12 protein-coding genes are annotated in these 13,115 nt (G+C 71.0%); all 12 read right to left on the reverse strand.

The window, feature by feature from the left end; all coding sequences use genetic code 11:
- Nucleotides 1-8: 8 nt before the first annotated feature.
- Nucleotides 9-1,067 (reverse strand): polyprenyl synthetase family protein, encoded by a 1,059-nt coding sequence (locus AB0J66_RS37215; RefSeq protein ID WP_364671269.1) that lies wholly within the window; start codon nt 1,065-1,067, stop codon nt 9-11.
- A complete protein-coding gene (locus AB0J66_RS37220; protein ID WP_364671272.1) occupies nt 1,064-2,428 on the reverse strand; it encodes a nucleotide pyrophosphatase/phosphodiesterase family protein in 1,365 nt (454 codons plus the stop codon). Before AB0J66_RS37220 ends, AB0J66_RS37215 begins: the two co-directional genes overlap by 4 nt.
- Complete coding sequence (eboE, locus tag AB0J66_RS37225; RefSeq protein ID WP_364671275.1) at nt 2,425-3,525, reverse strand: metabolite traffic protein EboE; 1,101 nt, start codon at nt 3,523-3,525, stop codon at nt 2,425-2,427. Before eboE ends, AB0J66_RS37220 begins: the two co-directional genes overlap by 4 nt.
- Nucleotides 3,525-4,376, reverse strand: a complete 852-nt coding sequence (locus AB0J66_RS37230; RefSeq protein ID WP_364671278.1) for a TatD family hydrolase — start codon at nt 4,374-4,376, stop codon at nt 3,525-3,527. The genes eboE and AB0J66_RS37230 overlap by 1 nt, the downstream gene beginning before the upstream one ends.
- A complete protein-coding gene (locus tag AB0J66_RS37235; protein WP_364671281.1) occupies nt 4,376-4,948 on the reverse strand; it encodes an EboA domain-containing protein in 573 nt (190 codons plus the stop codon). The genes AB0J66_RS37230 and AB0J66_RS37235 overlap by 1 nt, the downstream gene beginning before the upstream one ends.
- Nucleotides 4,948-5,766, reverse strand: a complete 819-nt coding sequence (locus AB0J66_RS37240; RefSeq protein WP_364671283.1) for a sugar phosphate isomerase/epimerase family protein — start codon at nt 5,764-5,766, stop codon at nt 4,948-4,950. Before AB0J66_RS37240 ends, AB0J66_RS37235 begins: the two co-directional genes overlap by 1 nt.
- A complete protein-coding gene (locus AB0J66_RS37245) occupies nt 5,763-6,599 on the reverse strand; it encodes an SCO3242 family prenyltransferase (protein WP_364671286.1) in 837 nt (278 codons plus the stop codon). Before AB0J66_RS37245 ends, AB0J66_RS37240 begins: the two co-directional genes overlap by 4 nt.
- Nucleotides 6,586-7,725 (reverse strand): inositol-3-phosphate synthase, encoded by a 1,140-nt coding sequence (locus AB0J66_RS37250; protein ID WP_364671289.1) that lies wholly within the window; start codon nt 7,723-7,725, stop codon nt 6,586-6,588. Before AB0J66_RS37250 ends, AB0J66_RS37245 begins: the two co-directional genes overlap by 14 nt.
- A 10-nt stretch (nt 7,726-7,735) precedes the next feature.
- Nucleotides 7,736-9,439, reverse strand: a complete 1,704-nt coding sequence (locus AB0J66_RS37255) for a ThuA domain-containing protein (RefSeq protein WP_364671292.1) — start codon at nt 9,437-9,439, stop codon at nt 7,736-7,738.
- A 77-nt stretch (nt 9,440-9,516) separates the two neighbouring features.
- Complete coding sequence (locus AB0J66_RS37260) at nt 9,517-12,306, reverse strand: PQQ-dependent sugar dehydrogenase (protein WP_364671295.1); 2,790 nt, start codon at nt 12,304-12,306, stop codon at nt 9,517-9,519.
- 275 nt (nt 12,307-12,581) lie between these two features.
- A complete protein-coding gene (locus tag AB0J66_RS37265) occupies nt 12,582-12,782 on the reverse strand; it encodes a hypothetical protein (protein WP_364671298.1) in 201 nt (66 codons plus the stop codon).
- A gap of 14 nt (nt 12,783-12,796) precedes the next feature.
- Nucleotides 12,797-12,979 carry a hypothetical protein gene (locus AB0J66_RS37270; RefSeq protein ID WP_364671301.1) on the reverse strand — a complete coding sequence of 61 codons (183 nt, stop codon included), beginning with the start codon at nt 12,977-12,979 and terminating at the stop codon, nt 12,797-12,799.
- Nucleotides 12,980-13,115: the final 136 nt, after the last annotated feature.

The following is a 13,115-nucleotide window of genomic DNA, read 5'->3' on the forward strand; positions in this document are numbered from 1 at the left end:
GGCCGTGATCACTGCTCGCGGTCGACGGCGGCCCGGGTCAGGTCGGTCAGCGCCTCGGTGACCGGCGGGGGCAGGGGCGCCTGGGCCAGGGCGGCCAGGCCCGTCTCGACGCGAACCCGGATCATCTGTTCGATGCGGTCGAGCGCGCCGGTCTGTTTGATGATGGAGCGGAGCTCCTCGGCGCCGTCGGCGTCGAGGTTCGGGTCGCCGTGCAGCTCGGCCAGGCGGGCCGTCTGGGTGCGGTCGGCGGCGTCGCGGGCCAGGGCCATCATCACCGTCATCTTGCCCTCGCGCAGGTCGTCCAGCGTGGACTTGCCGGTCACGGCCGGGTCGCCGAAGACGCCCAGGACGTCGTCGCGCAGCTGGAACGCGTCGCCCAGCGGGTCGCCGAAGTCGGTGAACGACGCGTACAGCGAGCGCGGCGCGCCGGCCAGGCAGGCGCCGATCTGCAGGGGCCGGGTGACCGTGTAGCGGGCCGACTTCATCCGGATGACGGTCAGGGCGCTGGCCACCGAGCCGTCGCCGACCCCGGACACCAGGTCCAGGTATTGACCGGCGATGACCTCCGTCCGCATGAGCGCGAAGGCCGCGTACCCCTGGTGGATCTGCCGTGGGGGCAGGCCGCATTCGTGGAACATCTGCTCGGCCCAGGCGGCGCAGAGGTCGCCGCAGAGCAGGGCGGTGTTGCGGCCGAAGGCCAGCGAGTCGCCCCGCCACGCGTGCCGGTCGTGCACGGTGGCGAACAACCGGTGCATGGACGGCTGGCCGCGGCGCCGGTCGCTGCCGTCGATGATGTCGTCGTGGATGAGCGCGAAGGCGTGGAACAGCTCGAGCGCGGCCGCGGCCCGGATCACCTCGGGGCAGTCCTCGCCCCCGCCGCCCCGCCACCCCCAGTAGGCGAACGTGGGCCGCAACCGCTTGCCGCCGGCCAGGACGAAGCGGCGCAGCGAGTCGAGGGCGCCCCGCGGGGCGCCGTCGGGCCAGGCCGGGTCCTGGTGGTCGATGAAGGCGGCCAGCGCGGTGTCGAACCGTTGGCTCAGGGGTTGACGCGTCGCCTGCAGCGTCATGACGCCAGCCCCGCCAGTTCCAGCAACAGGGCCTTCACCTCCGTCGCGGCGATCCGGCCGGGGACGCAGGCGGGGGCCGAGCACAGAAGCACGGGACCGTCGAGCGGGTCGTCGGGCAGCCGGCCGTGCGACCCGCGGATGGCCTGGGCCCCCGCGTCGAGGCCGACCACGTCCATCACGTACCGCAGGCCGATCTTCTTGCGGGCCACGGCGGTGATGGCCCGCCGCTTGGCCGCGCCCGGGTTGACCGGGTCGAAGAAGAGCTCGGCGGGGTCGTAGCCGGGCTTGCGGTGGATCTCCACCACCCGCGCGAAGTCGGGCGCCTTCGCGTCGTCGAGCCAGTAGTAGTACGTGAACCACGAATCCGGCTGGGCGACCAGGACCAGCTCGCCGGCGCGGGAGTGGTCGAGGCCGGCCGCCGCCTTGTCCTCGATGACCTGGTCGACCCCGGGCAGCGCCGCGCACAGCTTGGCCACCGCGGCGATGTCGGCCGGGTCGCGGACGTAGACGTGGGCCACCTGGTGGTCGGCCACGGCGAAGGCCCGCGACACCCACGGGTCGAGGTACTCCATCCCGTCCTGGGTGTAGACCTCGAGCAGCCCCTCCGAGCGCAGCATCCGGTTGATGTCGACCGGCCGGCTCACGTCGGTGATCCCGTACTCCGAGAGCGCGACCACCGTGATCCCGCGCGCCGCGGCGTCGTCGAGCAGGGGAGCGAGCACCTTGTCGAGGGCGGCCGCCGCGGCCGCCGCCTGCGGGGCCGACGGGCCGAAGCGCTGCAAATCGTAGTCGAGATGCGGCACGTAGACGAGCGTCAGGTCGGGCTGCTTGGTCTTCAGCAGGTGGCGGGCGGCGTCGACGATCCACTGCGAGGATGGCATCCCGGCGCCCGGACCCCAGTAGGTGAACAGCGGGAACGGCGGCAGCTCGTCGTGCAGCGACGGCGGGTACGTGTAGCAGTCCGGGTCCTTGCGGCCGTCGGCGCGGTAGATCGGCCGCGGCGTGATGGTCCAGTCGACCCGCGCGCCCATGGCGTACCACCAGCAGACGTTGGCCACCGTGTAGTCCGGCCGCACCTTGCGGGCCGCGTCCCACAGCTTCTCGCCGCCGACGAGCGCGTTGTGCTGCCGCCACAGGAAGACCTCGCCGAGCTCCCGGAAGTACCAGCCGTTGCCGACGATGCCGTGCTCGCTCGGCAGCGCCCCGGTCAGGAACGTCGACTGCGCCGAGCAGGTCACCGCCGGCAACACCGTACCGAGCTCGGCCTGAAAGCCTTGGCCGGCCACGGCCTTGAGCCGCGGCATGTGCGCCAGCAGCCGCGGCGTCAGGCCGACCACATCGAGGACCAACAGCGCGCTCATCGCTCCGCCTCCAGCAGGTCTCGGGCGAACGCCAGCTCGGCCGCGATCCCGTCGGCCAGCCCCGCCTCGTCTCTCGGTCGCTGCGCGTGCGGCAGGACACCCCAGGTGTACGTCTCCACGTCGAAGTGCTCGCAGCGCGGGCCGGGCGCGGTCAGCAGCTCGTGCAGCGCCTCCCGGATCACCGGCACGGTCGAGGTCAGCGGCGTCTCCGGCGCGGCGTGCAGCGGCACGTGGTAGTGGATCCGCCACGGCCCCGGCAGTTTCCGGTCGAGGGCCTCGTCGAGGTCGTCCACGTACTCGCCCGAGGCCGAGCGCGTCTGGTGCAGGAACCGCTGCTCGACGTACGCCCCCAGCACGTCCCCCGAGGCCAGCGGGTCGTCGGCCTGCAGCGCGGCCGACACCTGCGTCTTCACCACCGGGATGCGGGCCTTCCGGAGCCGGTCGAGCGCCTCGGCCGGCTTCTCCCAGGCGCACGCCAGATGGGCCAGGTCGAGGCAGACGCCCAGCCAGCGCGTGTCCGCGGTGGCCAACAGCCCGGCCGCCTGGGTGGTGTTCTCGATGACGCAGCCGGGCTCGGGCTCGAACCCGACCTTGATCGTGCGCCCGGTCTCGCCGGCGAGCCGGTCGAGGCCCTCGGCCAGCTCGTCCAGGTGGCGCTGGGCGGCGGCCGCGCGCTCGGTGTCCCACGGCGTGCGCCAGGCCAGCGGCAGCGACGACACCGAGCCGTACGAGGCGTTCTCCGGCAGCAGGTCGGCCAGGACCCGCGCGCAGTCGAGCGTGTAGTCGAGCCGCTCGCGCTCGGTCCAGTCCGGGTAGTAGACCGCGTGTTTCACCACGGGCGCCTGGAACGCCTCGTACGGGAAGCCGTTGAGCGTGACCACCTCGAGACCGCGTACGTCCAGCTCGTGTCTCAGAAGTCGCCGTTTCCCGGCGTCCTCGGCGAGCGCGGCCGCGGCCGGAGCGGCCAGCCACAGGCCGAGACCGAGCACCTCCGAGTCGAGGCGCTTGCGGATCGGCAGGGCGTAGGTGTCGAGCTGGGCGATGATGCCGTCGAGGTCCTCGGCCGGGTGCACGTTGGTGCAGTAGCTCAGATGCATCAGCTGCCTCCCCGCAGGATCGAGTTGCCGGCGAAGGTCGCCTCGGCCTCCTCGATGTCGGAGAGGTCGAGCCGCCCCGACTGCGCGTAGAACTCGACCGGGTTGCGCCACAGCAGCCGGTCCACGTCGCCGGCGCCGAAACCGCCGGCCAGCATCGCCTCGGCCGTGCGCACGGTCAGCAGCGGATCGGACTTGCCCCAGTCGGCCGCCGAGTTCACAAGCACCCGCTCGGTGCCGTACTTGCGCAGGATCTCCACCATCCGGTCCGGCGACATCTTCGTGTCCGGGTAGATGGAGAAACCGATCCACACCCCGGCTTCCCGCGCGTCCTCGACGGTCACCTCGTTCAGGTGGTCCAGCGCGACCCGGCCCGGGTCGATGCCCGACTCCTTGATGACGTCGAGGCTGCGCAGGGTGCCCCGGGCCTTGTCCCGGTGCGGCGTGTGCACCAGCGCCGGCAGGTCGTGGTCGAGGGCCAGGGCGAGCTGGGCCGCGAACACCTCGTCCTCGGCCGGGGTCATCGAGTCGTAGCCGATCTCGCCCACCGCGACCACGCCGTCCTTGGCCAGATAGCGCGGCAGCAGGTCGAGGACCGGCCGGCAGCGCGGATCGTTGGCCTCCTTGGGGTTGAGCGCGATCGTGGCGTGATGCCGGATGCCGAACTGCGACGCCCGGAACGGCTCCCACCCGATGATCGAGTCGAAGTAGTCGGTGAACGAGCCCGGGTTCGTGCGCGGCTGCCCGAGCCAGAACGCGGGCTCCACCACCGCCCGTACCCCGGCCTCGGCCATCCGCTGGTAGTCGTCGGTGGTGCGCGAGGTCATGTGGATGTGCGGATCGAAGATGCGCATCAGGCCTCCTTCAGCTGGTCCAGCAGGGCATGGGCGTCGGGCGGCATGTCCCGGCCGGCGGCGTGACGTTCGAGGGCGAAGGCGCGCAGCATCGCGCCGAGCTCGGGGTCGGCCCGCTCGGCCAGGCGGTGCACGCCCTTGAGCGGTACGCCCATGAAGACGCACTTGAGCACGGCCTGGCGCCAGGTGTCCTGGGCCAGGTGGTCGCTGTACGGGCCGAGGGCGGCCGCGACGAGCCGGGTGTCGTTGGTGCGCAACGCGTCCTCGAGCAGTGGGACGCCGGCGTCGCCGATCGGCAGCAGCGGCAACGCTTTCAGCACCGCCAGCTTCTCGGCCGTGTCCCCGTACCGGTAGACCTCACCGATCTGCTCGGCCGGCGCGGCCGCCAGCAGCAGGGCCCGGGCCGCCTCGTCGGTCGTCCAGCCGTCGGCGAGCGGCTCCTGCCCGTATCGCCGTCGCGCGGCGGGAAACAACCCGGCGATGGCGTTCGGGTCCTTGGTCACCCGCGCAAGGTCATCTCTGAGGTTGGTGTTCTCGCTGAGGTCGTTCTTCAGGACGTCCAATGTGGCCACTAGCCGACTCCTGCCTCTTTGGCGGCGTTCCGCAGGAACTCCAGCGATTGCGCGGCGATCGCCGGCGCCGCGTGCGGATGACGCGGCAACTCGACCGAGATGAGCCCCGGATAATCGGCCAGCGCCGCCAGCACCGGCGGGAAGTCGATCTCCCCGGTGCCGAACTCCAGATGCTCGTGCACGCCGCGCCGCATGTCGTCGATCTGCACGTTGACCAGGTTCGGCTTGACGGCATGCACGCAGTCGGCCACCGGGATCGGCTCCAGGCACCGGCAGTGCCCGATGTCCAGGGTGATGCCGAAGTTCGGCGGCTCGCCGAGATCCTTGTGCAGCCGCCGCCAGTCCGCGATGTCGTTGACGAGCATGCCCGGCTCCGGCTCGAACCCAAGCGTGACGTCGGCCTTCTCGGCGACGTCGACGATCTCCAGGCACCCGTCGACGAGCCGCGCCCAGCCCTCGGCCTTCCCGACTCCGGCCCAGAAGGAGACGGCCTCGGCGCCCAGATCGGCCCCGACCCGGACGGCCCGGCGCAGATATTCGAGCCGGCGCTCCGGCTCGTCGTCCATCAGCGTGGGGGAGTGCTTACGCCACGGATCGAGCAGATACCGCGCCCCGGTCTCGATGACCACGCCAAGGCCGCGCCGCTGCAGCTCGTCCGCCACCTCGGCCGTGCGCCGCGCGAGATCCGCGCCGAACGGGTCGAGGTGGTTGGTGTCGAGGGTCAGCGCCACCCCGTCATAGCCGAGATCGGCGATGACGGCGAACGCCTCGAACAGCCGATGGTTGCCGAACCCGTTGGTCCCGTAACCGAATCTCATGTCGGCGACACCTTCCTCGCGAGCCGGCGGGCGAGCGGGGCGACAAGAGCCAGACCCAGGCCGTACGCGGGCGCGCCGGCCCGGGCCGTGAGAGCCCCCTGAAGCTGCGGCAGATCGGTGATCCCGGCCCCGACCGCGGCCCGGATGCGCCCGGCCGACGGCTCTGCTGCGGCCCGCGCCTGGGCGGTGCCGTATCCCGCCACGTACCAGGCGGCCAGTGTCCCGGCGGGCACTGAGGTCCCCGCTGTCGTCGCGGCCAGGCCGAGCGTTCCGGCGAGCGTGGCGAGCGGCAGGGCGGGGGTGGCGCCCGAGACTTCGTGTCGCGACAAGGCGGTGACCGTGTAGGTGTGGGCCGCGACGGTCAGCGCCGAGGGAACGGCGTCTCGCAGCCGTCCGCCGGCCGCGCCGAGCAGCACGTCGAGACCGCGACAGGCCGCCATCATGGCCGGGCCGGCGGCCGTGTTCTTGGCCCAGACGTCGTAGGCCCAGACGGCGGCGGCCAGCGGCGCGGCGACGGCGAGGGCTCGCCGGCCCCCGGTCAGGGCGGCGAGGCCGACGCCGGCCGCGGTCAGGCCGGCTGCCGTCAGCAGGGCCGAGCGGGGCTTGATCCGGCCCGAGGGGATCGGGCGCTCCGGGCGTTCGTGGGCGTCGAGCTCCCGGTCGGCCCAGTCGTTGGCCGCCATCCCGCCCCAGTACAGGCAGACCGACGCCGCCATCAACCCCGGCGTCGACCGGCGCAGGGAGCCGGCCGCGGCCGCGCCGGCCAGGACGTCGCCGGGCACGGACAGGGCGGCCGGCGCCCGGACCAGCTCGGCCAGGTCACGCAGCGCCATCGAGACCCCGCACGAAGGCAACCAGCCGGGCCCACTGGTCCGGCAGCGCGTGCGGGACCTCGCCGATCGGGTCCTTGAAGAAGAACGCCAGGTCGGTCAGGGGGCCGGTGCGGCCGGCGGCGTGGGCGGCGGCGGTGAGGCGGGCCAGGTCGAGGATCAGCGGGGCGGCCAGGGCGGAGTCGCAGCCGTGCCAGGAGAACTCCATGCGCATGCGGGTGCCCAGGAAGCCGCTGAAGGTGATCAGGTCCCAGGCCGTCTTGAAGTCGCCGATGTCGTCGACGTATTCGATGTGGCTGCTGCCCTGGGGCTGGTAGCCGAGCGTCTCCTTCAGGACGCGCTGCTTGCTGACGGCCTTGGCCGCGTTGGCGGCCGGGTCGGCCAGGTTGGCGCCGTCGCCGCCGCCGAGCAGGTTGGTGCCGGCCCAGGTGCGTACGTGCAGGTTGCGCATGGCGAACATGGGGGCCAGGACGGATTTGATCAGCGTCTCGCCGGTCTTGCCGTCGTGACCGGCGTACGGCAGGCCGGCCTTCGTGGCCAACTCACGCAGGGCGGGCAAGCGGGTCCCGGTCGACGGCGTGAAGTCGACGTAGGGGCAGCCGGCCTTGAAGGCGGCGTAGGCGTAGAGGGAGCTGGGCGGCAGCACGGACGACTCCGAGAGGGCCGGCTCCAGAAGGGAGAGCGAAGCATGAGCCGGATGCGGAACGACCGCCGGCTCGGTCGAGGAGACGTTGACGACCACGACGCGGACCAGGCCGCGGCGGCGCCGGAAGTCGTCGATGTCCTCGGCGATGAGCCGCGCCACCTCGAGCTGTGTGGCCGCCACCGGGACTGGGCGCAGCTCGCGCTGCAGGGCGGGCAGCTGGTCGGCCACGGCCGCCGCCGGGCGCGCGGGGAGCACGCCGGCGGCGACCAGGTCCTCGACCTTCTTCTCCAGGGTGATGTCGCTGATGTCGTGGCCGCCGAACACCAGCTCGCCCAGGCCGGGAACGGCCTCGCTGGCCAGGGCCGGCAGCTCGGTGACGCAGCCGAGCGGCTCGGCGAGCCCGGCGCGTAGCGCGGTGGCCCCGACCATGCTGGTCACCGCTACAGATCCTCGTGCTCCGATCAACCACACGCCGGTCGTCATGAAGTACCTCCTAGTTGCCGTAGACCTCGAAGTTGTAGAGCGAGTAGCCCCACTGGGTCCCGCGCGCGGTTCCGTAGATCCGCACGTACCGGGCCTGGGAGCTGAGGCCGGTGTTGTCGTCCTCACCGCCGTTGCCGCCGGTGATGGAGCGAGCGGTGGTCCAGGTGGTGCCGTTCAGAGAGGTCTGGATCTGGTACGCCGACCCGTAGGCCGCCTCCCACTGAAGGCGGACCCGGCTGACGTTATACGTCGCGCCCAGGTCCACGCTGACCCATTGCGGGTCGCTGAACGCGCTCGACCAGCGGGTCGTCGTGGACGCGTCGACCGCGTTGGAGGCCGGGTAGCCGGCGTTCTCAGTGCTGGAGGCGGTCGCCGTCTTGTTCAGCGCCACATTGGTCACCGGCGGCTGCCCGGTGAGTTCCTTGACGCGCACATTGCGGAAAGCGGCGGTGTCACCGGTGCCGTGGTTCTGCAGTCCGATGTAGCCGTCCAGGTTGCGGGCCGGGTCGGTGTTGGTGAAGTCGTTGATGAGCCGGCCGTTCAGGTAGACCCGGATCCGCTGGCCCTCGACGAGCAGCTCGTACGTGTTCCACTCGCCGGGCGGGTTCAGCGCGGCGTCCCGGGCGGCCAGGTCGGCCGATTTGAAGGTGTAGATGGCCCCGGTGGTGCGGTCGGCCGCGTCGGTGGCGTCGATCTGGACCTCGTACCCCTGGTCGACGGCCACCCACGGGTCGTTGTTGGGGTTGGGGAAGCCGACGAAGATGCCGGAGTTGCTGTCGCCGGTCAGCCGCCAGTCGGCCTTGAGCGAGTACGACGTGAACTGCTTGGCCGAGTACCACAGCAGACCCATGCCACCGGTCGACGTCAGCGTGGCGTCGGTGTTGGTGAAGCTGCCCGGCCCGGCCTGGGTCCAGCCGCTGGTGCTGCCGTTGTAGAGCGGCGTGTAGCCGGTTTCGGGCCGGCAGTCCGCCTTGGAGCGCCCGGAGGCGTACCGCAGACCGCCGAGCAGGTGATTGCGGAAGTTCGCGTCGGCGTACGACTCCTGGGTGTGCCCGAAGCCCGTGTACCAGCTCCGGCCCGAGTCGACGGTCTTGCACCAGGAGATCGGGTGGTCGGCGCCCATGTTGCCACCCGAGTACGTCGACTCGTCCAACGTGGCCAGCACGTGCGCGCTGCTGCGGGGATTGGTCCGGTAGTTGTAGAGCTCGTCGGTCCGCGTCCAGGCCTGCGGCAGGTGGGCCGTGCTCGCGTGCCCCCGATCCTCGACCCGCGAGGTCACCTGCTGGATCGCCGGGTGCGAGTGGAAGTACGCCCCGACGAGCTGCCCGTAGAACGCCCAGTCGTACTCGGTGTCGGCTGCCGCGTGCACACCGGCGAAACCTCCACCACCCTTGATGTACGCCTCGAAGGCCGTCTGCTGGGTGGCGTTGAGCACGTCGCCCGTCGTGTTGAGGAAGACCACCGTCTCGTACTGGGCGAGGTTGGCCGCCGTGAACGCGTTCGCGTCCTCGGTCGCGGTGACGGTGAAGTTGTTGGCCGCGCCCAGGTCGCGGATCGTCTGAATACCGACTCCGATGGCGTCGTGCCGGAAGCCGGCCGTCTTGGAGAAGACCAGGACGTCGTACGGCGCGTCGGCCGCCGAAGCGGGGGACGCGCTCATCGTGCAGGCGCCGAGGGCCACTAAAGCCATCGCACCGGCCAGAAGCTTGCGCATGGAACCTCCGTTGAGTCGGGGGGATGGTGGGCGCCCGCGTGGGGGGACGAGCGCCCACCTCCTATCTCGGATAAGGCTCAGCTGCCGTACACCTCGAAGTTGAAGAGGGAGTAACCCCAGGCCGTGGCCCGGGTGGTGCCGTTGACGCGAACGTAGCGGCCCTGCGCGGTCAGGCCTGTCAGGTCGTCGACTCCGCCGTCGCCGCCGGTCACCGAACGGACAGTGGTCCAGGTGGCGCCGTCGGGCGACGTCTGGACCTGATAGGCCGAGCCGTACGCGGCCTCCCACTGCAGGCGGACCCGGGAGACCGACTTCGAGGCGCCCAGATCGACCTGGATCCACTGCGGATCGGCGAACGCGCTCGACCACCGCGTCGTGGTCGAGGCGTCCACGGCCGCGGACGCCGGGTAGGTGGCGCTCTCGCTGCTGGACGCCGTGGCCGGCTTGTTCAGCGACAGCAGCGACGCCGCGGCCCCGGTGGCGAAGGTGAAGCTGTCCAGGTCGAACAGCGCGCCCGTGCCCGTACCGGCGAAGGTCAGGTAGAGCGACGTCGTCCCGGCCGGGGCGCCGGAGATGGCGCCCGTGACGTTGACGAACGTGTCCCACGAACCGGTCGGCGCGACCGCGGCCGAGCCGATCACCGTGCCGGTCGGCGAGCCCGTACGGATCTGAAGCGTGCCCCCGCTGCCGGCCGAGGAGACCCGGGCCGTGAACGAGGTGGCGTTGTTGAGCTTGTACGGGTCGAACTGGATCCAGTCGCCGTTGTTGATGTCGCCGACCGTCTGCCCGCCCTCGGCCGCGGCCTTGGCGAACTTGTTGACCCCGGACGAGGTCTTGTAGTGCTCGGCCTGCCGCTTGCGGGGCTGCAGGATGTTCTGGGCGTGGGTGGTCAGCCCGCCCTTGTCGGTGTAGGACGCGTCGAAGATCGGGAAGATGTTCGCGGCGTCGTCGTGCTCACCGTCGGTGGGGATGGCGATCGTCCCCGAGCAGCCGGTCTGCGACGTGATCTGGTGCCCGTGCTGGTCGTGCCCGAGCACGTAGGCCATCGTCACCTTGGAGCAGTCGATCGTGCCGTCCTCGGGGTCGGTGACGGTCACGCTCCAGGGCACGCTGTCGCCGAACGACACCAGCTGACCGGCCGACGGGGTGTTGATCGTGATCGTCGGGGCCGTATTGCCCACGGTGACGGTCACGCTGGCCGAGCCGGTCGCCCCTTGCGGGTCACGGACGGTCAGGGTCGCCGAGTAGGTGCCGTTCGAGGCGTACGTCTTGGTCGGGTTGGCCGCCGTTGACGTTGTGCCGTCGCCGAAGGCCCAGCTGTACGTCAGCGCGCCGCCCTCGGGATCGCTGCTGCCGGCCGACGAGAACGCGACGGTCAGCGGCGCCGCCCCGGAGGTGGGGGTGGCACTGGCGGCGGCGGTCGGCGCCCGATTGGCCCCGGCCACGTAGTCGTAGCGGTAGAGGGCCGAGTTGGCGTCGCCGTTGAAGTAACCGGTGCCGTAATCGAGGACGTACAGCGAGCCGTCCGGCCCGAACGCCGAGTCCATGACCTGCTTGCCGCCCCACGGGAACGTGTCGATCGTGCCCGGGGTGCCGTTGGCGTTGACCACGATCGGCTTGATCCAGCCCCGGCCGAACTCGCCGGCGAAGAACTGCCCGTCGAACGACTGCGGGAACTTCGTGGTCGACGGGTTGCTCGCGCTGTACCGGTAGACCGGGCCGCCCATCGGCGACTCGGAGCCGCCCCCGAACTCGGGCGGGGAGCCGGCGTCACCCGCGTACCGGATCCAGGCCGGCTGAGCCGGCGGCAGAACGCCCAAGCCGGTGTTGCGGAAGGAGTTGTTGGCCGGCCCGCCGGCGCAGTTGTACTTGGCCCCGCCGGTGTTGGCCGCGAAATCCCACTCGTTGTAGGTCTCGCTGGTCGTGTTGGTGCCGGTGCAGTACGGCCAGCCGAAGTTGCCGGGCGCGGTGACCCGGTCGAACTCCACCTGACCGGACGGCCCGCGGGTGGCCGAGGTGGTGCCCGCGTCCGGCCCGTAGTCACCGACGTAGACCACGCCGGTGGCCTTGTCGACACTGATCCGGTACGGGTTGCGGAAGCCCATCGCGTAGATCTCGGGCCGGGTGTTGGCCGTGCCCGGGGCGAACAGGTTGCCGGCCGGGATCGAGTACGACCCGTTGGCGTTCACCTTGATCCGCAGGATCTTGCCGCGCAGGTCGTTGGTGTTGCCCGCGCTGCGCTGGGCGTCGTAGGCCGGGTTGCGGTTGGTGCGCTCGTCGATCGGCGAGTAACCGGCCGAGTCGAACGGGTTCGAGTCGTCGCCGGTCGAGATGTAGAGGTTGCCGGCCGCGTCCCAGTCCATGTCGCCGCCGACGTGACAGCACATGCCCCGGTCGGTCGGCACCTCGAGCACGGTGACCGCGCTGGCCTGGTTGATGGTGAAGTCCGCGTTCAGGGTGAACCGGGACAGGCGGTTCACGCCGGCCCAGGTGGCCCAGGTCGCGGCGGTGCCGGTGGCCGGGGCGTCGCCGGCCGGGGTGTTCAGCGGCGGCGCGTAGAAGAGGTAGATGTAGCGGTTGGTGGCGAAGCCGGGGTCGACGGCGACGCCCTGCAGGCCCTCTTCGTCGTGGGTGTAGACCGGGATCGTGCCGGCCACCGCCGTGGTGCCGTTGGCGTCGGTGCGCCGGACGGTGCCGTCGCGCGAGGTGTGCAGGACCGAGCGGTCGGGGAGAATCGCCAGGCCGATCGGCTCACCGGTCTCGGCCACGCCCTTGGCCAGGGTGACCTGCTGGAAGTCGGCCGGGTTGATGACTGCGGCCGCTGGGGCGGCGGCCACGAGGGAGAGGAGGAGGGTAGCGGAAGCCATCGTTAGTATTCGATGGATTCGGGTCTGATGGTTCACGGAGTCCCTTCCTTACCTGGGGATGAGCGAGGGGGACATCTGCCGGAAACATTCCCGTAGTGCCGTTCACGTTATGAAGTAAGCGCTGTCCGTGTCCAGACTTTTTGATCGACCGACTTAACTTTTACGTCATCCGTCGAAAAGTCCCTCGGCCGCGCGCGGCGCGCGGCCCGGGCCGGGAAGGGGTCACTCACCAGCTCGCGCCGGTTCCGGAACGCGACGCCGGCCTCGCCCGCGGCTTATTCCTTCGCGTCGGGGGTCTTGCGAAGCCACAGACCCACGCCGACCAGAGCGCACATCGCGCCGAAGGCCACGATCACGGTCTCCACCACACCGGGCATGTCGTCGAGGAACGGAAAAGCCCGCGACGCCGCCAGCGCCAGGAAGGCGATGACGAACAAGCTGACCGCAACGACGCGCTGGGGACTCACATGATCCATTGCATCATCGGCAGTCAACTCACGGTGAGGTGCCCGGCCAGATGGGCCCGCCACCGCGCCATCGCCATGGGAGTCGTGTGCCCATGAGGACCAGGCTCGATGACCAGGCGCTTGTCCGTCGAGCCGATCAGCTCGAACAATTCCCGCTGGCCGTCGCGAGAGAAGATCTCGTCGTCGTGCTGAACGTGGAACAGCAAAGGAGCGGTGATCTGTGCCGCATCCGCGGCGACCCGGGCGGGGGGGGGGGGGGGGGGGGCCGCGGGCGGGGGCCGCGGCCGGGGCCACGAGAACAAACAAAACCACACCCACACACACGTGGAGGAATGAGGAGGA

The organism is Actinoplanes sp. NPDC049598, assembly GCF_040675435.1.
Lineage (GTDB): Bacteria > Actinomycetota > Actinomycetes > Mycobacteriales > Micromonosporaceae > Actinoplanes.

Bases quoted from the DNA above. Each gene is read 5' to 3' on its own strand.
- AB0J66_RS37215 (WP_364671269.1), bottom strand. From the start codon at position 1,067: ATGACGCTGCAGGCGACGCGTCAACCCCTGAGCCAACGGTTCGACACC.
- AB0J66_RS37220 (WP_364671272.1), bottom strand. From the start codon at position 2,428: ATGAGCGCGCTGTTGGTCCTCGATGTGGTCGGCCTGACGCCGCGGCTG.
- eboE (WP_364671275.1), bottom strand. From the start codon at position 3,525: ATGCATCTGAGCTACTGCACCAACGTGCACCCGGCCGAGGACCTCGAC.
- AB0J66_RS37230 (WP_364671278.1), bottom strand. From the start codon at position 4,376: ATGCGCATCTTCGATCCGCACATCCACATGACCTCGCGCACCACCGAC.
- AB0J66_RS37240 (WP_364671283.1), bottom strand. From the start codon at position 5,766: ATGAGATTCGGTTACGGGACCAACGGGTTCGGCAACCATCGGCTGTTC.
- AB0J66_RS37245 (WP_364671286.1), bottom strand. From the start codon at position 6,599: ATGGCGCTGCGTGACCTGGCCGAGCTGGTCCGGGCGCCGGCCGCCCTG.
- AB0J66_RS37250 (WP_364671289.1), bottom strand. From the start codon at position 7,725: ATGACGACCGGCGTGTGGTTGATCGGAGCACGAGGATCTGTAGCGGTG.
- AB0J66_RS37255 (WP_364671292.1), bottom strand. From the start codon at position 9,439: ATGCGCAAGCTTCTGGCCGGTGCGATGGCTTTAGTGGCCCTCGGCGCC.
- AB0J66_RS37260 (WP_364671295.1), bottom strand. From the start codon at position 12,306: ATGGCTTCCGCTACCCTCCTCCTCTCCCTCGTGGCCGCCGCCCCAGCG.
- AB0J66_RS37265 (WP_364671298.1), bottom strand. From the start codon at position 12,782: ATGGATCATGTGAGTCCCCAGCGCGTCGTTGCGGTCAGCTTGTTCGTC.